The organism is Exiguobacterium sp. s163 (assembly GCF_018617135.1).
In the GTDB taxonomy this organism is placed as follows: domain Bacteria; phylum Bacillota; class Bacilli; order Exiguobacteriales; family Exiguobacteriaceae; genus Exiguobacterium; species Exiguobacterium profundum.
On sequence record NZ_JACSJN010000002.1, the window covers coordinates 315,063 to 335,444 of the forward strand.

Here is a 20,382-nt window from a genome sequence, read left to right on the forward strand (position 1 = left end):
TTTGAAAGGGGGAAAAATTGATGAAATATCGTAGTGTGTTTGACATCATTGGTCCGGTCATGGTCGGACCGTCGAGTTCGCATACAGCAGGTGCTGCCCGCATCGGCTTGATGGCCGGGAAGTTGTTCGGGAGAACGCCGCGTACGGCGCACATCACATTTTATGGGTCGTTTGCTGACACGTATCGGGGTCACGGTACGGACGTGGCGATCGTCGGTGGAATCATGGGATTCGATACATTCGATCTGAGAATCCCACAGGCGTTAGATATCGCCCGTGAAAAAGGAATCGAGGTCATCTTTGAGACGAGTGATCTGTTGACGGATCATCCGAATACGGCCCGGGTCTTGCTCGAAGATGATTTTGGCACATTTGAGATTGTCGGAATCTCAATCGGTGGGGGAACGATTGAGATTACGGAACTGAACGGATTCCCGTTGAAACTGACAGGCGGGGGACCTGCACTCGTCGTCTTGCACCATGATCGATTCGGGGCCATCGCGGCTGTGACCGGTGTGTTGGCGAACCACCAATTAAACATTGGACATATGGAAGTGAGCCGCCATGAAAAAGGGATGCAGGCGTTGATGGCGATCGAGATTGATGAGACCATTCCTGCGGAAGTGATCGCAGAGCTGGAACGGTTACCGCAAATCGAACGGATAGCTATTTTTGGGGAATGAGGAGAATGTGTGATGTTTAAATCAGTAGAAGAATTAGTGACGATTGCAACAGAACGGAACATCCCGATTTCTGAAGTGATGATTGAGCAGGAGATGCACGTCAGACGTGCCAGTCGCGAGGACATCATCGGGATGATGGACCGAAATCTTGAAGTGATGGAGGAGGCGGTCGAACGCGCACTCCAAGGTGTCACGTCGGTTACGGGATTGACGGGGAATGATGCCGTACTCATGCAAGAGTATATTCGTTCAGGCAAGTCGCTCGCGGGAGACCTCATTTTAGATGCCGTCTCGAAAGCAATTGGGACGAACGAAGTGAACGCGGCGATGGGACGAATCTGTGCGACACCGACGGCGGGAAGCGCGGGCGTCGTACCAGGAACGTTGTTTGCGGTAAAAGATCGTCTAGAAATGGACCGCGACGCGATGATCCGTTACTTGTTCACGTCAGGTGCGTTCGGATTCGTCGTGGCGAACAACGCCTCGATTTCAGGGGCGGCTGGTGGATGTCAGGCCGAGGTCGGGTCGGCGACAGGCATGGCAGCCGCGGCCATCGTTGAAGCAGCTGGCGGGACACCGGACCAGTCGGCTACGGCATTTGCGATAGCCCTAAAAAATATGCTCGGTCTCGTCTGTGATCCTGTGGCGGGGCTGGTGGAAGTTCCATGCGTCAAGCGAAACGCCATGGGCGGTGCCAACGCTATTGTCGCAGCAGATATGGCGCTCGCGGGGATTACCTCACGTATTCCTTGTGACGAAGTCATCTCGGCGATGCATGAAGTGGGCCAAATGATGCCGACGGCCTTAAAAGAAACCGCTAAAGGTGGACTTGCCAATACACCGACGGCTCGTCGCCTCGAACGAAATATATTTGGAGCGAAAGAAGATGCAAAACAATGATCAACTGACGACGCTGAAAGGGGTCGGGCCAGAGATGGCCAAAAAGTTAGAAGTGATGGGACTTGTTCGAATCGAGGACGTGCTTGAGCACGTCCCGTTTCGTTATGAGAATTATAATAGTGGGACGGTGACGACGGCTGTGCACGGCGACCTCGTCAAATGGAGCGGGACAGTCCAAGGCGAACCGCTCGTTCGTTACTATAGTAAAGGGAAAAATCGTCTCCAGTTCCGGTTGTTACTCGAAGACCGATACGCCGTCCAAGTGACGATGTTCAACCGTGCCTTCTATAAAGAAAAATTGGTGATTGGGGAGACGGTGACGGTCAAAGGGAAATGGGACATGAACCGGATGACGATCAGCGCGACCGACCTTGAATTTGGTACCCCGTCAGGCGGACTGCAACCGATTTATTCATTGCGTGCCGGACTGACACAAAAGAATTTCAGTCGAATCGTTAAACTCGCTTTTGAACAGGTGAACGATCTGCCCGAAAAGGTCCCGCATACTATTCGCGACCGATATCGATTAGTTGACCGGATGACGATGCTTCGTGGGATGCATTTCCCGGATACGGTTGAGACCTATAAACTGGCGAGACGAAGCTATGTCTATGAAGAGTGTCTCATGTATCAGTTAAAATTACAGGCGTTTCGTAAAATGGAGCGGTCAGGAAACGGTCGGGCCCTTCACCTCGATAAGCATCAATTGAATGAATTCGTCAAACGGCTCGCATTCCCGTTAACAGGAGCCCAAACACGGGTCATCCGTGAAATCGTATCTGACCTTGAAAAACCAGAACGGATGAACCGATTGTTACAAGGGGATGTCGGGAGCGGGAAGACCGTCGTTGCCGCGATTGCCTTGTATGCGACTGTGACGGCCGGGTATCAAGGGGCTTTGATGGTGCCAACAGAAATCCTTGCCGAACAACATGCGACATCGTTACAGGAATTATTTGAACCGTTTGGCATCACGATCGCCCTCCTGACGAGCTCGGTGAAAGGGAAGGCGCGCGAAGCCCTACTGACGGCAATCCGATTGGGTGACGTCGACATCATCGTCGGGACGCACGCGCTCATCCAAGGACCGGTCGAATTTTCGAATTTACATTTGGCGATCACAGATGAACAACATCGATTCGGTGTCGAACAACGGAAGAAACTTCGCGATAAAGCTGAATTCGCGGACGTCTTATATATGACCGCGACGCCGATTCCGAGGACGCTTGCCATCAGTGCGTTCGGAGAGATGGATGTTTCCACGATCGATGAGATGCCAAAAGGACGAAAGCCGATTGAAACGTATTGGGCGAAACACGACCAGATCGATCGTGTGCATGCAATGGTCGATCGGGAACTTGCACTCGGCCGTCAAGCGTATGTGATTGCACCTCTCATCGAGGAGTCGGATACACTAGAAGTGGAGAGTGCGACGGCACTGTATGAGCTGTTGAAAGAACGCTTCTCGAACTATGGTGTTGGTCTGATGCATGGGAAGCTATCGAGTACAGAAAAAGACGAGGTCATGAAATCATTCGCCGACAACGCGACACAGATTCTCGTCTCCACAACGGTCGTCGAGGTCGGGGTGAACGTTCCAAACGCTTCACTCATCATCATCCATGACGCTGAGCGTTTCGGTCTCGCGCAATTACACCAGTTGCGTGGCCGTGTCGGTCGTGGTGCCCATCAATCGTTCTGTATCCTCGTCGGGGACCCAAAGTCAGATGTCGGGAAAGTTCGACTGAAAACGATGACGGAGACGAACGATGGGTTCGTATTGGCGGAGAAAGATTTAGAGTTACGTGGGGCTGGTGATTTCTTCGGGACCGCACAGAGTGGTCTCCCAAGTTTCCGGGTCGCCGATCCCGTTCTCGATTTGAAAGTGATGGAAGTGGCCATGCAAGATGCCGTGAAACTTCTTGGGAGCGACGCCTTTTGGCATGACGCTCAATATGAAGGGTTACGTGGTTATTTGAAACAACTCGACCTTCTCGTTGGGGAAAGGTTAGAATAGTACTTGAAAATGACGACTAAAGAATATATACTGCTATTAGTACCAGGTATTAAGTTCTTTAGCGATTAGTTTAGGAGGGAACTGAATGCGGGTACCTAAGAAAGAGCGGCAACGCTTGTTACAAGAAACGATTGAGCATAACCCGTTCATCAAAGACGAAGAACTGTCAAAACAGTTTTCTGTCAGCATCCAGACGATTCGACTCGACCGGATGGAATTAAAAATTCCGGAAGTGAGGGAACGGATCAAACATGTGGCTTCCGAACATCTCGATGAAGTCAAATCGCTTTCAATGAGCGAGGTCATCGGTGATATGATTGACTTGAAGCTAGATGACTCTGCGATCTCAGTCCTCGATATAGAAAAAGAACACGTCTTTAGCCGCAACGAGATTGCCCGTGGACATGTCTTGTTCGCGCAAGCCAACTCGTTAGCGGTGGCGCTCATCAATGATGAATTGGCGTTGACCACTAAAGCGGATATTCGCTTCAGTCGCCAAGTCCATCTTGGAGAGCGAGTCGTTGCCAAGGCTCGTGTGATGAAACTACGAGGGGACGGGAGAACGGACGTCACAGTTGAAAGTTATGTCGGTGAGGAGTGCGTCTTTGATGGCGACTTCACGATTTACCGACGTGGTGAGGAGGAGCAAGCATGAAGTTAGCGATTGATGCAATGGGTGGCGATCACGCACCGAAGGCGATTGTAGAAGGTGTGAAACGGTTCGTCGCGCAATATCCGAACGAGTCGATGGAACTCTTTTTAGTCGGTGATGAGGTGAAAATTGCCTCATACGGTCTTGATGACCCTCGAGTAACGGTCGTTCCAGCCAGTGAGATCATTACAGGCGAAGACGAACCGGTACGGGCGGTGCGCCGTAAGAAGGACAGCTCGCTCGTCGTGGCAGCTCAGCTCGTCAAAGAAGGAAAAGCGGATGCTCTCGTGTCTGCCGGGAATACCGGCGCATTGATGGCGGCGTCTCTTTTCATCATCGGACGGATCCCAGGAATCGAGCGTCCGGCATTATCTCCGACGTTCCCTACATATACTGGTAGTGGTGTCGTCGTCCTGGATGTCGGAGCGAATCCGGATGCAAAAGCTGAACACCTCGTCGACTATGCGATTATGGGTTCACTGTATGCGGAACATGTGCGTGGCATCAAAACACCGCGTGTCGCCCTTCTCAATATCGGGACAGAAGCTGGTAAAGGAAATGCGCTGACAAAAGAAGCGTTCCCCCTCCTTGAACAGGCACCTGTCCATTTTGTTGGGAATGTCGAAGCGCGTGAAGCGATGTCAGGTGACGTGGACGTCATCGTGACCGAAGGATTTGCGGGAAACATCTTGTTAAAGGGTGTGGAGGGCTCCTCTTCGATGCTCATGAAGATGATGAAAGGACAATTCACGAGTGACCTTGTATCTAAACTCGCCGCTCTCATCTTAAAACCGAAATTGAGACGATTAAAAGAAACGCTGGATTATCGCGAACACGGGGGAGCCGGATTATTCGGGATCAATGCGCCGGTCATCAAGGCGCATGGGTCGAGCGATGCACTCGCCATCATGAGTGCGTTGAAACAGGCGAAAATCATGGTAGATCACGATGTCGTGGAAAAAATCAAGCGTGCCAAAGCCATAGACTAAGCGAAAGCAGGTGAAGATATGGGGAAAGTAGCATGGGTGTTTCCGGGGCAAGGTTCCCAAGCCGTTGGGATGGGACAAACCTTTTTAAATCACCCTGAAACGCTTCAAGCAATCGGACGTCGACTCGGATTTGACCTTCTTGAAGTCATGTCATCCGGGTCGAAGGAAGACCTACAAGAAACGGAAATTGCACAGCCGGCCATCGTGGCGCACGCTTCGCTCCTCGCGCAAGCCTATGCGAAGAGCGGTGCGGCACCAGATGTCGTCATCGGGCATAGTGTCGGTGAATATGCGGCGCTCGTCAGTGCGGGTGTCATCGATCTTGAAGAGGCGACCGTCCTCGTCCGAGCACGTGGGCAGTTGATGTCTGAAGTGAAGGATGGAACGATGGCGGCAGTCGTCGGGATGACCGATCTTCAAGAGGCGCTCCATATCACTGAAAAGATCAGTGCGAGCGGGAATTTAGTTCAAATCGCCAACTTGAATTGTCCTGGTCAATTCGTGATTTCAGGGCATGTCGACGCGGTCGAACAAGCGGGCGTGGAATTGAAGGCTGCCGGTGCGAAGCGGGTATTGCCGTTAAACGTATCTGGAGCGTTCCATAGTTCCTACATGATGCCGGCGGCAACGCGTTTCCAAGATGTCCTCGCCTCGTCGCCATTTGAAGCGGCTTCCGTCGACATGATTTCGAACGTGGACGCAGCGGTGCATCGTGACCCTGAACAGTTGAAGGCGTTATTGACGAAACAACTGTATTCGTCTGTCCGCTTTGAAGATTGTGTACGGAAGGCGATTGCAGACGGCGTAGACACGTTCATCGAGTTCGGTCCATCTTCACCGCTTTCAGGATTGATTAAACGAATCGACTCGAACGTTTCGATTCAAAAGGCGACTACGCTCGAAGAAGTCGCCTCGTTAGGAGGAGAAGTACGTGCATGATCAAGTGGCGATCGTGACGGGAGCGTCCCGGGGAATCGGGGCGGCCATCGCGAAACGTTTAGGGGAAGATGGCTTTCGGGTCGTCGTGAACTACTCGGGTAGTGAACAAAAAGCGAATGATGTCGTGGCCATGATCACGGAGGCAGGCGGCGAAGCCATCGCCGTGAAAGCAGATGTATCGAATGCTGACGATGTCAAAGCGCTCGTCAAGACGACAGTCGATACGTTCGGACGCGTCGATTGTCTCGTCAACAATGCAGGGATCACGCGTGACGGGTTACTCATGCGAATGAAAGAAGCCGATTTCGAAGATGTGCTGTCGACGAACTTAAAAGGCGCCTTTTTGACATCGCAAGCCGTCACGAGACCTTTGCTCAAGTCGAAAGCAGGTCGAATCATCAACATCGCCTCGGTTGTTGGGATTACCGGTAATGCAGGACAAGCGAACTATGCGGCTGCAAAAGCAGGGTTGATCGGATTGACAAAATCGGTGGCGCGCGAACTAGCGGGACGTCACGTGACGGTCAATGCCGTCTGTCCAGGGTTCATTCAAACGGATATGACCGATGCCTTGACAGATGCGCAACGAGAGGCTACACTCGAGCAAATTCCTTTCAACCGTTTCGGACAGGTGGAGGATGTGGCGAACCTTGTCTCCTTCCTCGCATCGGAACAAGCAGCTTATGTGACCGGGCAGACGATTGCCGTCGATGGCGGCATGACGATGGCGTAAAAGAGAACTTTACCAACAGACTGACATTTAATATACTTACCTTTGGAGGGATTTTATCATGACAAAAGAACAAATTTTAGTAGACGTACAAGAAGCAGTTGCTGAGAAGCTCGGGAAAGACGTATCTGAAATCACAGCAGAGAAATCGTTCAAGGATGACCTTGGTGCGGATTCACTTGAAGTAATGGAAATGGTGATGGACCTCGAAGACAAATTCGACATCACGATTGAAGACGAAGACGCTGAGAAGCTCGCGACTGTTGGCGACGTAGTGGCTTACATCGAAACAAAATTGTAATCAAGCCATCCCACCGCTCGGTTCCGGGCGGTGGGCTTGTGCTTATTCATGGAGGGAACTATGACAAAAGACAAACGACGGTTTGACCGTCAAGGGTCGGCGCAGCGACGTCGGCGTCAGGAGATGGAACGAGCACGCATCTTGGAACTATTTAAATCATTGGAAGAACGGTTAGACGTTCAATTTTCGAATCACGACTTGTTGATGCAGGCGTTCACACACTCATCTTATGTGAATGAGCAACGCGGGTTACGAAAAGACAATGAACGTTTAGAATTTTTAGGGGATGCTGTTTTAGAACTGACCGTATCTCGCTTTCTCTATGAGACTTATCCGGAGCGCTCCGAGGGGGAATTGACGAAATTACGAGCGGCGATCGTATGTGAACCGTCACTCGTGAATTTTGCGGAAGCTTATGCTTTCTCTGACTTCATCTTGCTTGGGAAAGGTGAAGAGTTGACCGGTGGACGAAAACGTCCGGCACTGCTTGCCGACGTGTTCGAATCCTATATCGGTGCTCTTTATTTAGACCAGGGAATTGAGGCCGTCGAACGATTCCTCGCCGAAGCGGTTTTTCCGAAAGTCTTAGCGGGAGTATTTGAAGAACAGACCGATTTCAAGAGCCAGTTACAGGAGAGCGTTCAACGGGAAGGACTCGGACCTGTTTCGTATGAAATCATCGAGGAACGCGGACCGGCGCATAGCCGGGAATTCGTCGCACATGCACGCCTCAGCGACGACATCGTCGGTGAAGGGGTCGGACGTTCGAAAAAAGAAGCCGAGCAATTGGCTGCTAAAGAAGCGCTTATTGCCTTTAATCGGCGCTACGCAGATTTATAAACGAAAGGAGTGGACCGCTTGGGGGTCCACTCCTTTTTCATGTCAATTGACCGAGTTCTTCGACGATACCATCGACTTCCGACAAAGAGAGCGAAGAGCGTGTCATCACGTACTCGTAAATCTCTTTCACCGCTGACGGATCAGCCGCATTATATTCTTCCGCTTTGATTGCACCGCGGTTAATAATGTTCATTTTATCCAAAATGGCTTCAATCATCTGTTCATTCGTCATCTGTATTCCCCTTTCTACAGTTCTTTTTAGAATAGCATGATTCGGGCATTTTGACGAACTGTTAACTGTGGTAAAATATACAGATGAATGCTTACTGCGGATAGGATGGTCACGATGCACTTAAAACGAATCGAACTCGCTGGCTTTAAATCATTTGCCAAGCGAATTGAATTAGATTTCCGTCCCGGCGTCACGGCTGTAGTAGGGCCGAACGGGAGCGGGAAATCCAATATATCGGACGCTGTTCGCTGGGTACTCGGAGAACAGTCGGCCAAATCACTTCGTGGTGCCAAGATGGAAGATGTCATCTTTGCCGGAAGTGAAGGAGAGAATCACCGAAATGTCGCCGAAGTCACGCTCGTCCTCGATAATCGAGACGAACAGTTGCGTCTCCCATATGAAGAAGTGAGTGTGACCCGTCGCGTGACCCGAAGTGGGGACAGCGACTATTTTATGAATAAAAAACCATGTCGGTTAAAAGATGTGATTGATTTATTTATGGATACAGGTCTTTCACGAGATGCATTCGCCATCATCGGTCAAGGGCGGGTCGAACAAGTCATTTCTGGGAAACCGGAAGATCGCCGTGCCGTCATTGAAGAGGCAGCCGGTGTATTGAAATATCGTCAGCGGAAAAAACAGGCTGAACGCAAGTTACAGGACACCGAATTAAACTTGTCCCGAGTCGACGACATTCTGTTCGAGTTGGCGGACCGGGTCGAACCGCTCCGTGAACAGGCTGCACTCGCGCGGGAGTACAAAGTCGCCAAAGCGAGGCATGATGAACTCGAAACGGGAATCATGGGCGCAGAAATTCAATTGCTCCAACAGGAGATTGAACAAGTGTCGGCACGTCACGTGGAATCGGTTCAACAGTTATCTGACTGTGACCGTTCGGTACGTGACCTCACGGAGGAACGTAGCGGGCTCGAAGCAACGCTTGCTGAGCTGCGTGAAGAATTGACAGAGCTCAACCAAAACGAACGGGAGCACTCGACCTATGTCGAGCGCTTGACGGGTGACATCAAGCTCGCAAAAGCACAAGAAGAACATGGTGCCGAGATGAAAGAACGACTCATCCGTCAACGCGAAGAAGTACGTGCGGAGATGACCGAGCTTGAAGCGCGGTTGAAGGTCGTTCGTGAAGAACTTGACCAAAAAGGAAACACGTTGAAACAAACGACTGCGACGAGAGAGACGCTTCAACAACAGTTGACAGCCGCCTCTCGTGATTTCAATGCTGAAATTGAAGCGTTACAAAGTGAGGCGTTTGAACTCGCGACAACGAAAGCGACAATCGGTAACCAACAAAAGCGGGAACAACGAGATATCGATGTCGCCGTCGAGTCGAAAGAACGCCTTCTTCGCGAGAACAAACATCGTCTCGAGGATCGTTCCTCGCAGGAAGCGACGCTTTTGACGACTCGAGAACAGTATGAAGTGGTGCAAAGTCGCTTTGAACAACTGAGTAAAAAAGAGACGGAACTTCGGGACGAAGAGACGTCAATTCGTGAAAAACGTACCCGAGCCGAATCGTCTTATTACGATCTCGAACGCCGCCGTCAGAAGACGGAAGACCGAATCGAGATGCTCGAACGGATGAAGCAATCGTATGAAGGCTATTTCCATGCGGTCAAGTTCGTCTTAAAAGACCGCTCACCAGGTGTCCTTGGTGCTGTCGCCGAATTGATTCGTGTCCGTCCTTCGTATGAAGCGGCAATCGAAACGGCACTTGGGCAGACACAGCAGCATGTGGTCGTACAAGATGAGTCAGTGGGGCGCCGTGAAATTGACAAATTACGAAAAGCCAACGCAGGACGGGCGACATTCTTGCCGATGACGACGATCAAACCGAGATTCGTGCCGAGTGACGTGTTCGATCGACTCGACTCGATGAACGGATTTGTCGGGGTGGCGTCGGAACTCGTTGAAACAGATGCATCATACGAGACGTTGAAAAAGTCGTTGCTCGGTTCAGTGCTCGTGGCGGAGACACTTGAAGTCGCGAACCGCATCGCCCAATCGACGGGTTATCGTTTCCGTGTCGTCACGTTAGAAGGGGACATCGTCAACGTCGGTGGTTCGATGACGGGTGGTAGTCGCAAGCAGGGCGTGGCCCTGTTCACGCAGTCGCGCGAATTGGATGACTTGAAACAAGGTCTCACCCAAGGGCTCGCCATGTTGCATGAACAAAAAACACGTCTTCAAGAGTATACAGAACAGTTGACGGACATTACGCATCAATTATCTGAACTTCGGGATGAGAAACGTTCCGTTGAAACGAACCTCCGTGAAGTCGAGTCAGCCTACCGTACTGCGGAACGTGCCTCGCTCGATGCCAAGTCACAACTTGAACTGTTCGATCATGAAATGATGCGCTACGAGCGGACGATCGAGACAGCGACTGCCGAATTAGAGCGACTGACGATTGAATTGGCCGATACGGACCGCGCACAAGCTGACATTCGTTCTCGTCTCGAATCGCTTCGGGCCGAGCAGGCGAAAAGTGCTGAGAGCACGGGCCAACTGGAATCGATGCTTCGTCAAAACGAGCTCGATCTTCAGCGGCACACGCTCGAAGAAGAACGGGTCCGATATGAATTGGACCGTTTGACGACCGAACAAAATCGTCTGCAGGAACGAAGCGATCAGATGGAGCGTGAACTGACGCGGCTCGAGAGTGGAGAAGTCGTGTCGTCTATGGAACTTGAGGCGACGCTTGCTACTGCCAAACTGGATTTCACAGAAATTCAAGAGCGGCTTCAAGAAGTGACGGCAACACTCAAGACGAACGAAGAGGCGTATCGGATCATACGTCAACGGGTCGATCAGGCAACGGAGGCAAGACGTCAAGCAGAAGCTGTCGTCCGAAAACTCGAAACGGCAAAACAAGAGTTCGAGCTGAAACGACAATGGAAGCTCGATGCATTAGAAGAGAATGGACTCGTTGCAGAACTATTGCCGGCACTCGAGATCCCACTAGAAGAGGCGAAAGAGGAGTTCAAGTTGCTCGTTCGTCAAATCGAAGAGATCGGACCGGTCAATCTGAATGCGATCGAAGAGTTTGATAGTGTCCATGAACGGTTCACATTCTTATCCGAGCAACGGGATGACCTCGTCAGTGCAAAAGAGGATTTATATGAGATCATCGCCGAGATGGACCGCGAAGTGACACGCCTCTTCAAAGAGACCTATACGAGCGTCCGGGCGCACTTCAAACAGACGTTCACCGAGCTCTTCGGTGGCGGGGAAGCGGATTTGAAATTGGTCGACGAATCGGATTTGTTGAACACAGGAATCGAAATCGTCGCCAAACCACCGGGTAAAAAGTTACAGACGCTCAGTCTGTTGTCTGGTGGGGAGCGTGCGCTGACGGCCATCGCCTTATTGTTTGCGATTTTGAAGACGCGTCCCGTACCGTTCTGTGTCCTCGATGAGGTCGAGGCGGCCCTTGACGAGGCGAACGTGCATCGTTTCGGAGAATACATTCGGACGTTGTCGATCGACACGCAGTTCGTCATCATCACGCACCGTAAAGGCACGATGGAAGCGGCGGACACACTATATGGCGTCACGATGCAACAGAACGGGGTGTCCGAGGTATTATCGGTCGAACTGTCTGAAGCAAAACGTGTCGTTGAAATGGATGAAGAGATGGAGGAATCACGTTGAGCTTTTTCAAGAAATTAAAAGAGAAGTTGACGACATCTACCCAAGAGGTGTCACAGAAGTTTACAGAGGGGTTGACGAAGACACGTGACGGCTTTGCAAGTGCCGTCAACGACCTCGTCTATCGCTTCCGCGAGGTGGATGAAGATTTCTTCGATGAACTCGAAGATTTACTCATTCAAGCGGACGTCGGCGTCACGACGACGATGGACCTCGTCGAAGATTTGAAAGAAGAAGTGAAGCGACGTAATCTGAAGGACCCGGTCGCGGTGCGTGACGCACTCGTCGAAGTGGTGGCGAACCGCCTCCAAGAGGATGAATCGGACCGTGAACTCAATATGCAGGACGGACTCACGGTCATCTTGTTTGTCGGCGTCAATGGTGTCGGAAAGACAACGACCATCGGCAAGCTGGCGCACCAGTTGAAATCTGAAGGGCGTTCCGTCATGCTCGCGGCAGGTGATACGTTCCGTGCCGGCGCTATCGAGCAACTTCAAGTATGGGGAGAACGTGTCGGGGTACCCGTCATTCGTCAAACGGAAGGATCTGACCCGGCTGCAGTCGTCTTTGACGCCGTTCAGGCTGCCAAGTCACGCAACATGGACGTCTTGATTTGTGATACGGCGGGACGTCTTCAAAATAAGGTCAATCTAATGAAAGAACTTGAAAAAGTCAAACGAGTCATTGAGCGGGAAGTACCGAACGGACCGCACGAAGTATTGCTCGCATTAGACGCGACGACGGGTCAAAACGCCATGGTTCAAGCGAAAGCGTTCAAAGAAGCGACGAACGTGAGCGGAATCGTCCTCACGAAGCTCGATGGGACGGCCAAAGGCGGAATTGTCCTAGCGATTCGGAACGAACTCGATATCCCGGTCAAGTATGTCGGCCTTGGAGAGAAGATTGACGATTTACAGGAGTTTGATCCAGAACAGTTCGTCCTTGGATTGTTCGGTGACGTTTTTGAAGACAAGAACGAGGAAGCTTTGACAGAAAAAGAGGACACAAACGAGGACCTCGCCTAAGTTTTGCTGTTAAGAAAAAAACTTGACAAGTACTAGGCACGGCTGTACTATAGGTAGTTGTAAAGGGATTTCACTTAACATGTGGAGGTGAAAGGTTTGACGCTCGAAAAAACGAATCGCATGAACTATCTCATCGATTTCTATCAAGCGCTCCTCACACCGAAACAGCGCAACTATATGTCTCTTTATTACCTAGATGACTACTCGCTCGGAGAGATTGCGGAAGAGTTTGAAGTCAGCCGTCAAGCGGTCTACGATAACATAAAGCGTACAGAAACGATGCTTGAACAGTACGAGGAAAAGCTAGCCCTATTCGAAAAGTTCGAACAGCGCCAGCAACTTCTTCAGACCCTCAAACGTCAAGTCGAGCTCACCGATGACGTGAGCGCCACGATTTCTGCGCTTGAGAATTTAGAGTAGGGGGCTGAAGCATGGCATTTGAAGGATTATCAGAACGATTGCAATCGACACTTTCAAAAATGCGCGGTAAAGGGAAAATCTCGGAGGCCGATGTCAAAGAGATGATGCGTGAGGTACGCCTCGCCCTCCTCGAAGCCGACGTCAACTTTAAAGTCGTCAAGCAATTCGTCAATGACGTGAAGGAGCGCGCCGTTGGTCAGGATGTCATGAAATCATTGACGCCAGGTCAACAAGTCGTCAAAATCGTTCACGAAGAGTTGTCGAACTTGATGGGAAGCGATGTCGTCCCGATCACATTCAGTCAGAAACCACCGACAGTCGTCATGATGGTCGGTCTGCAAGGGGCAGGGAAAACGACAACGACCGGGAAGCTAGCGAACTTGATTCGTAAAAAGCATAACCGAAGTCCTCTTCTCGTCGCGGCGGACATTTACCGTCCGGCGGCAATCAAGCAGCTCGAGACACTCGGAAAACAACTCGATTTACCGGTCTTCTCACTTGGTGATCAAGTGAAGCCGGAAGAGATTGTGACGAAGGCACTCGAGTACGCAAAAACAAATCATCACGATTTCGTGTTGATCGATACGGCCGGTCGCCTTCATATCGATGAGACGCTTATGGGCGAGCTCGAAAATGTGAAGACGATTGCCAAACCAAATGAGATCTTCCTCGTCGTCGATTCGATGACGGGTCAAGATGCGGTCAATGTGGCCGACAGTTTCAATGAGAAACTCGGAATCACCGGGGTCGTGCTCACAAAGCTCGACGGAGATACACGAGGCGGGGCAGCCCTTTCGATCAAGGCAGTCACGGGAGCGCCGATTAAATTCGTCGGTCTCGGAGAAAAGTTGGATGCCCTCGAACCATTCCACCCGGAACGCATGGCGTCACGGATCCTTGGAATGGGGGACGTGCTCTCGCTCATTGAAAAAGCCGAGACACAGATGGACCAAGACGCAGCGAAGGAGCTTGAAAGCAAAATTCGTGACGCGTCATTCACGTTCGATGATTTCATTGAACAGTTGGCCCAAGTGAAAAACATGGGACCAATTGATGAATTACTTTCGATGTTACCTGGTGCAGGTAAGATGAAAGGGTTGAAGAACGTCCAAATCGACGAGAAACAACTCGATCACGTCGAAGCGATCATTCGCTCGATGACGAAACATGAGCGCGCCAATCCGGAAGTGCTCAACGCGAGTCGTCGTAAGCGGATCGCAAAAGGGAGCGGTCGCTCGATTCAAGAAGTGAACCGTCTCATCAAACAGTTCGATGACATGAAGAAGATGATGAAACAAATGTCAGGACAAATGAAAGGGAAGAAAAAAGGTCTCGGCCTTCCATTCTTCTAACAAAATCTTTTGTCAGTCGAACGAAAAAGCTGTATACTATAAAAGTTGTCAATTCTTAAACACATGATGGAGGTATATTACCATGGCAGTTAAAATTCGTCTTAAGCGCATGGGCGCAAAAAAATCACCTTTCTACCGTATCGTTGTAGCAGACTCACGTTCACCACGTGACGGTCGCTTCATCGAGCAAGTTGGTCACTACAACCCGGTTGCAAAACCAGAAGCAGAAGTTCGCATCAACGAAGAACTCGCTCTCAAATGGTTGGCAGACGGCGCGAAGCCATCTGACACAGTACGCAACTTGTTCTCTAAAGCAGGGATCATGGAGAAATTCCACAACGCGAAAAACGCGAAGTAATGATGTGGCCGACCTTTTCTGAGGTCGGCCTATTTTGTTGAGGAGGGAAAAAGATGGACTGGTTATATGTAGGGAAAATCGCCAATACGCACGGCCTAAAAGGGGAAGTGAAGATTTTGGCGGCGACAGACTTTCCAGAAGAGCGATTTAAAAAAGGAAACACGTTGTTTCTTGATGTCGACGGAACGAAACAGGAAATGACGATCACGACGTATCGTCCTCATAAGCAGTTTCACCTCGTCACATTCAAAGGGTTTGACAATATCAATCTCATTGAAAAATATAAAGGGCTGAAACTATATGTCCACGCCGAACACGTCCACGACTTGGACGAACACGAATATTATTATCATGAAATCATCGGCTGTGAGGCTGTCGTGGATGGGGAAGTCATTGGTGTCGTCGACGACATCTTTGAAACGAATGGAGCGAACGACGTATGGGTCATCAAACGACCAGGAAAGTCGGACGCGCTCATCCCTTATATCGAATCGGTCGTCCAAGAGATTGATGTCGATGCGAAGCGTGTCGTCATCACGCCGATCCCTGGAATGATTGACGATGAAGATTGATGTATTGACGTTGTTCCCCGAGATGTTTCATGCGCTCGATCACTCCATCGTCGGTCGGGCGAAGACGCTCGGGCAAGTGGAGATGTCGTTCCTCAATTTTCGGGACTTTTCAACGAACAAGCATCATAAAGTCGATGATTATCCGTACGGCGGTGGAGCGGGCATGTTGCTCACGCCGCAGCCGATCTTTGATGCATTTCATTCCCTTGAGGCGAAGAGCCCAAGGGTCATTCTCACGACGCCTACCGGAAAACCGTTCAATCAACGAATGGCCGAAGAATGGGCCAAGGAGGAACATCTGGTCTTTCTATGTGGACATTATGAAGGGTTCGACCAACGGATCCATGATGAACTGGCGACCGACGAGGTGTCGATCGGTGATTTCGTTTTGACAGGTGGAGAGCTCGCGACGATGGTCATGATTGATGCGACCGTAAGGCTCATTCCGGATGTACTTGGCGATCAGGCGAGCCATGAAGACGACTCGTTCTCGACTGGTCTCTTGGAATACCCTCACTATACACGACCGGCTGATTTTCGTGGATTGACCGTGCCGGAAGTGCTCTTGTCGGGAAATCACGCCCGGATCGAGGCATGGCGCCGAGAGCAATCGCTCGAACGCACGTATCGACGACGTCCGGATTTGCTCGAACATGTCGAGTTGACGGATGTCGATAAAAAGTTTCTGCAATCGTTGCGCGATTGAGAAATATATGCTATGTTTGAGCATGTGGGTTAAACCCATCGATTACCGATGTTCCGCTATTGGATGCTTGGGCATATGAAGATATGAACATTGAAGAAAAAGGAGATATGATTCATGAACACACAAAAACTGTTCCGTGAAATCACAGAAGAACAATTCAAATCGGACGTACCTGCTTTCCGTCCTGGTGACACAGTACGTGTCCACGTTAAAGTTGTAGAGGGAACGCGTGAGCGTATCCAGATCTTCGAAGGTGTTGTAATCAAGCGTAAAGGTGGCGGCATCAGCGAAACATTCACAGTCCGTAAGATTTCTTACGGCGTAGGTGTTGAGCGTGCATTCCCGCTTCACTCACCACGCGTTGCACAAATCGAAGTCGTACGCTACGGTAAAGTTCGCCGTGCGAAACTTTACTACCTCCGTAACCTTCGCGGTAAAGCAGCACGTATTAAAGAAATCCGTCGTTAAGATGGGAATTAAGCTTGTCGCTTGCGACAAGCTTCTTTTTTTCTAGTACAATAAGTTCAAATGGATAGAGGAGTGAGTGAAGTTGAAAGAAGTGTTTAGTTGGCTAAAAGCCATCGTGGTCGCTCTTGTCATCGCGTTCGTCATCCGGACGTTCATCTTCGTTCCTGTCATCGTTGAAGGAGAGTCGATGATGCCGACACTCCACAATGCGGATCGAATGATCGTCAGTAAAATTTCGAACTATGTTGGGGAGCTAGACCGAGGTGATATCGTCGTATTCCATGCGACTGAATCAAAAGACTATATTAAACGTGTCATCGCCATCCCAGGCGACACGCTCGAATATCGAGATGATGTACTTTATATTAACGGTGAAGCGGTCGAAGAGCCGTATTTAGACGAGTTTCGTGCCCAGATGAACGGGTTCCCGTTGACGGAGAACTTCACACTCGAACAAGTGACGGGTGAGTCGGTCGTTCCAGAGGAATCATACTTCGTCATGGGAGACAATCGTCAGAACTCGAAAGACAGCCGTGAGATCGGATTTGTGTCGAAAGAGGAGATTGTCGGCAAGACGAACTTCATCTTCTGGCCACTCGATGATGTTGGCACGGTAGAAGATTAAGGTGGTGCTTTTTTGGCAATTCAATGGTTTCCTGGCCACATGGCCAAAGCAAGAAGACAAGTAACTGAAAAATTAAAGCTAATCGATGTCGTCATCGAACTCGTAGATGCACGCGTGCCTCAGTCGAGTCGCAACCCGATGGTCGATGAGATTACAGCGGGAAAACCCCGTCTCATCGTCTTGAACAAAGCAGACATGGCCGACCCCGTCGTGACGGAGGCGTGGTTACGTGCCTTGAAACGCGAAGAAGTCGAGGTTGTCGCTGTCGACGCGAAGCATAGCAAAGGCTTAAAACAGCTCATCACGGGTGCTCAGAAGTTGATGAAAGAAAAGCATGACCGGATGCGTGAGAAGGGGCGTAACCCCGGACCGATCCGTGCGCTCATCATCGGAATCCCGAACGTCGGGAAGTCGACGCTCATCAACCGTCTCGCTGGACGAAACATTGCTATCACGGGCGACCGTCCTGGTGTGACGAAGCGTCAACAGTGGATCAAGATGAAAGGCGGCGAGATGGAACTGTTGGACACGCCGGGGATTCTCTGGCCGAAGTTCGAGGATCAACTTGTCGGATATCGTCTAGCCGCGACCGGCGCCATCAAAGACGAGATTCTCAACTTGGATGATATCGCCTTGTATACGGTTCGCGAGTTGCATGCTCGTTATCCGGAACAATTAAAGGAACGATTCAAACTTGAAACGTTACCCGAGGACGGCGTGGAGCTCCTTGAGTTGATCGGGAAAAAGCGTGGTCTCATCAGTGGTGGTTACGTCGATTTCGAAAAGGCGAGCGAACTACTTTTAAATGAACTACGACATGAAAAAATCGGACGGATCTCCCTTGAGACACCGGCTGATCACGAAATGGCGTAAAGCCCTGTGCACACAGGGCTTTTTTGAATAGGAGGAAGACCGTGACGATTCAACAGATTAAACAACAACTAGAGGACATCCGATATGAAGAATGGGTATACATCTTCCCGACCTTGTCACGAGACCCTCGAGCGGGCGTGCAAACGTTGCTACGGCAAAAACAGCGCCAATTCGAGCGAGAACGGGCGTTACAGGACGATTTCGAACGTCGCATGACGTATGAACGTGAATGGAAGGCGGAAGGCTTCACTCGAATTGTCGGAGTCGATGAGGTCGGACGGGGGCCGCTTGCGGGACCGGTCGTGGCAGCGGCGGTCTTGTTGCCGGATGGGTTCTACCTCCCGGGATTGAATGATTCAAAAAAAATGACCAAAGCGGCGAGGGACGCGGCATACGCACACATCATCGAGGTCGCAGAGGTCGGTGTCGGGATCGTCGAGCCCGCGGTAATCGATGAGATTAACATCTATGAGGCGACGAAGCTTGCGATGACAGAGGCGATTCATCAAGTCGGAGAAGTAGACGCCCTATTGATTGACGCCATGAAACTCGAGCTCGACATCCCTCAACAGTCATTGGTTAAAGGGGACACGCTCAGTGTGTCGATAGCCGCGGCAAGTGTCGTCGCTAAGGTGGTAAGGGACCGGATGATGGAAGAATATGATTTGACGTATCCCGGATACGGATTTGCGAAAAACGCAGGATATGGAACAGAGACTCATTTAGAAGGGTTAAGACGCCTTGGGGTGACTCCGATTCATCGCCGTACGTTCGCCCCCATCAAGCATATGTGAAAGGAGTGGTCACGTTGCGGATCGATCATCAAGGGGTGATGCCGTTCAAAGTGACGGAACAGACGTCACGCCCGCTATTACTAGGGAACACAGTCGTCGGAAAGGTGTTGCAGCTCTTACCTGGCAACGAGGCGGTCATGCAACTGCCCCAAGGGATTTTCCGGGTCGGCGTCAATGCGAACGTGAAAGAGAACGTCACGTATAAGCTGGTCGTCACGGACGTCGAACCGAAGCTCGTCTTGAAAGTCGTCACGCAAGCGACGGAATCGCTCATGGCTGCCAAGTCGCCGCTGCAAGCGTTAGGAGAACAGCTCGGACGCTTGATGCGGGAGCCGATGCTGACGCCAGAATCCGTGAAGGCGGCCGGGAAAAACGCGTTAGAAAGCGGCGCAGGTCAGGATGTAAAGGCGCTCGTCGGGGAACTGTTCAAAGCGAAAGGTGAGCCGAAGTTCGAGCAGTTCGTGCGTGCGCAGGAAGCGTTCAACGCGAGCCAAAGCCCGCCGTTCGTCGCCCAAGCATTTCACATACCGCAATTGGGTCCGTTTGAAAACGTTCAACTTCGTCTAGAGGCCCCGAAACGAGAGACGATGGACTCGGATCATGCGCGGATCGTCTTGTTTCTTGAAACGCCGCGATATGGTGAGACCGGGATTGATGTGTTGATTCAAAAGCGTTACGTGTCCGTACGTGTATTCAATGAACAACACGATTTGGCTCCATACGTCCGTACATACGAACCACTTTTGAAAGAAGGCCTAAAAAAGGTGTCGTTCGAACTGTCTTCATTTTCGTATGAAGCGAAGCGTGAACATGTTCCGGCTACGTTCGCGCCACTCGGAAAGGTGGACCTCCAAATATGAAAGACCAGAAGAAAGCGATTGCGCTCTCCTATGAGCAGTCGATGGATGCGCCGCACGTCGTAGCGAAGGGAACGGGAATCGTCGCCGAGCGGATGCTTGAGATTGCTTTAGCGAACGGAGTTCCTGTTCATGAAGACCCAGCGCTCCTCTCGTTACTGTCGGCGTTGAACATCGAAGAGCAAATCCCGGAGGACGTTTATCAGGTCATTGCCGAACTTTTTGTCTTTCTTTATCAGATGGAACAGGATAAAATTTGATTTGTCTAGGGATATATGTGAAAAAAAGATGAAAACTTAAAGCAAGAACGATAGACAGCGCTTTCAGTTTTTCGTTACAATAGACGTGCCGATATTAAAGGGGACTAAGGGGGAAAACAT

Annotated in this window: 23 protein-coding genes; 22 read left to right on the top strand and 1 reads right to left on the bottom strand. The window is 50.7% G+C overall.

From position 1 onward, the window contains the following. Positions 1-20: 20 nt before the first annotated feature. From sdaAB to rnc, 9 genes are all read left to right on the top strand, one after another. Complete coding sequence (gene sdaAB / locus KNO71_RS08110; RefSeq protein WP_214684492.1) at positions 21-683, top strand: L-serine ammonia-lyase, iron-sulfur-dependent subunit beta; 663 nt, start codon at positions 21-23, stop codon at positions 681-683. 12 nt (positions 684-695) lie between these two features. Beyond that, positions 696-1,583, top strand: coding sequence for an L-serine ammonia-lyase, iron-sulfur-dependent, subunit alpha (gene sdaAA, locus KNO71_RS08115; protein WP_074037281.1), 888 nt, complete (start codon positions 696-698; stop codon positions 1,581-1,583). Next, positions 1,570-3,600 (top strand): ATP-dependent DNA helicase RecG, encoded by a 2,031-nt coding sequence (recG, locus tag KNO71_RS08120; protein ID WP_214687927.1) that lies wholly within the window; start codon positions 1,570-1,572, stop codon positions 3,598-3,600. The genes sdaAA and recG overlap by 14 nt, the downstream gene beginning before the upstream one ends. A gap of 85 nt (positions 3,601-3,685) precedes the next feature. After that, positions 3,686-4,255: a transcription factor FapR gene (gene fapR, locus KNO71_RS08125; RefSeq protein ID WP_015881355.1), complete on the top strand. Its 570-nt coding sequence runs from the start codon at positions 3,686-3,688 to the stop codon at positions 4,253-4,255. Next, on the top strand, positions 4,252-5,241 hold the full coding sequence (plsX, locus tag KNO71_RS08130) for a phosphate acyltransferase PlsX (RefSeq protein ID WP_214687929.1): 990 nt from the start codon (positions 4,252-4,254) through the stop codon (positions 5,239-5,241). The genes fapR and plsX overlap by 4 nt, the downstream gene beginning before the upstream one ends. Before the next feature lie 18 nt (positions 5,242-5,259). Next, positions 5,260-6,180 carry an ACP S-malonyltransferase gene (gene fabD, locus KNO71_RS08135; protein WP_078146682.1) on the top strand — a complete coding sequence of 307 codons (921 nt, stop codon included), beginning with the start codon at positions 5,260-5,262 and terminating at the stop codon, positions 6,178-6,180. Beyond that, complete coding sequence (fabG, locus tag KNO71_RS08140) at positions 6,173-6,913, top strand: 3-oxoacyl-[acyl-carrier-protein] reductase (RefSeq protein WP_015881358.1); 741 nt, start codon at positions 6,173-6,175, stop codon at positions 6,911-6,913. Before fabD ends, fabG begins: the two co-directional genes overlap by 8 nt. Positions 6,914-6,971: 58 nt before the next feature. Next, complete coding sequence (gene acpP, locus KNO71_RS08145) at positions 6,972-7,211, top strand: acyl carrier protein (protein ID WP_015881359.1); 240 nt, start codon at positions 6,972-6,974, stop codon at positions 7,209-7,211. A gap of 123 nt (positions 7,212-7,334) precedes the next feature. After that, entirely contained in the window at positions 7,335-8,051 is a 717-nt protein-coding gene (gene rnc / locus KNO71_RS08150; protein ID WP_035387821.1) for a ribonuclease III, read from the top strand. A 37-nt stretch (positions 8,052-8,088) separates the two neighbouring features. Here the strand turns inward: rnc and KNO71_RS08155 are convergent, their stop codons facing one another. Then, positions 8,089-8,283 (bottom strand): DUF1128 family protein, encoded by a 195-nt coding sequence (locus KNO71_RS08155; RefSeq protein WP_015881361.1) that lies wholly within the window; start codon positions 8,281-8,283, stop codon positions 8,089-8,091. 114 nt (positions 8,284-8,397) lie between these two features. Between KNO71_RS08155 and smc the strand changes: the two genes are divergently transcribed. The 13 genes from smc (at position 8,398) to KNO71_RS08220 (ending at position 20,262) form a co-directional block, all read left to right on the top strand. Further along, complete coding sequence (gene smc, locus KNO71_RS08160; protein WP_078146683.1) at positions 8,398-11,955, top strand: chromosome segregation protein SMC; 3,558 nt, start codon at positions 8,398-8,400, stop codon at positions 11,953-11,955. Next, positions 11,952-12,977 carry a signal recognition particle-docking protein FtsY gene (ftsY, locus tag KNO71_RS08165; protein WP_015881363.1) on the top strand — a complete coding sequence of 342 codons (1,026 nt, stop codon included), beginning with the start codon at positions 11,952-11,954 and terminating at the stop codon, positions 12,975-12,977. The genes smc and ftsY overlap by 4 nt, the downstream gene beginning before the upstream one ends. A 96-nt stretch (positions 12,978-13,073) precedes the next feature. Continuing rightward, positions 13,074-13,397: a putative DNA-binding protein gene (locus KNO71_RS08170; protein WP_015881364.1), complete on the top strand. Its 324-nt coding sequence runs from the start codon at positions 13,074-13,076 to the stop codon at positions 13,395-13,397. 11 nt (positions 13,398-13,408) lie between these two features. Beyond that, a complete protein-coding gene (ffh, locus tag KNO71_RS08175; protein ID WP_031421628.1) occupies positions 13,409-14,749 on the top strand; it encodes a signal recognition particle protein in 1,341 nt (446 codons plus the stop codon). 82 nt (positions 14,750-14,831) lie between these two features. After that, a complete protein-coding gene (rpsP, locus tag KNO71_RS08180) occupies positions 14,832-15,107 on the top strand; it encodes a 30S ribosomal protein S16 (protein WP_015881366.1) in 276 nt (91 codons plus the stop codon). Positions 15,108-15,160: 53 nt separating this feature from the next. After that, positions 15,161-15,679 (top strand): ribosome maturation factor RimM, encoded by a 519-nt coding sequence (rimM, locus tag KNO71_RS08185; RefSeq protein WP_078146685.1) that lies wholly within the window; start codon positions 15,161-15,163, stop codon positions 15,677-15,679. After that, positions 15,669-16,385, top strand: coding sequence for a tRNA (guanosine(37)-N1)-methyltransferase TrmD (gene trmD / locus KNO71_RS08190; RefSeq protein WP_078146686.1), 717 nt, complete (start codon positions 15,669-15,671; stop codon positions 16,383-16,385). Before rimM ends, trmD begins: the two co-directional genes overlap by 11 nt. 114 nt (positions 16,386-16,499) lie before the next feature. After that, complete coding sequence (rplS, locus tag KNO71_RS08195; RefSeq protein WP_015881369.1) at positions 16,500-16,853, top strand: 50S ribosomal protein L19; 354 nt, start codon at positions 16,500-16,502, stop codon at positions 16,851-16,853. A gap of 82 nt (positions 16,854-16,935) precedes the next feature. Then, entirely contained in the window at positions 16,936-17,478 is a 543-nt protein-coding gene (lepB, locus tag KNO71_RS08200; protein WP_015881370.1) for a signal peptidase I, read from the top strand. A gap of 12 nt (positions 17,479-17,490) precedes the next feature. Next, positions 17,491-18,351 (top strand): ribosome biogenesis GTPase YlqF, encoded by an 861-nt coding sequence (gene ylqF / locus KNO71_RS08205; RefSeq protein ID WP_078146688.1) that lies wholly within the window; start codon positions 17,491-17,493, stop codon positions 18,349-18,351. A gap of 41 nt (positions 18,352-18,392) precedes the next feature. After that, positions 18,393-19,145, top strand: coding sequence for a ribonuclease HII (locus KNO71_RS08210; protein ID WP_078146689.1), 753 nt, complete (start codon positions 18,393-18,395; stop codon positions 19,143-19,145). Positions 19,146-19,150: 5 nt separating this feature from the next. After that, entirely contained in the window at positions 19,151-20,005 is an 855-nt protein-coding gene (locus KNO71_RS08215) for a hypothetical protein (protein ID WP_240499805.1), read from the top strand. After that, on the top strand, positions 20,002-20,262 hold the full coding sequence (locus KNO71_RS08220; protein WP_031421639.1) for an EscU/YscU/HrcU family type III secretion system export apparatus switch protein: 261 nt from the start codon (positions 20,002-20,004) through the stop codon (positions 20,260-20,262). The genes KNO71_RS08215 and KNO71_RS08220 overlap by 4 nt, the downstream gene beginning before the upstream one ends. Positions 20,263-20,382 lie beyond the last annotated feature (120 nt).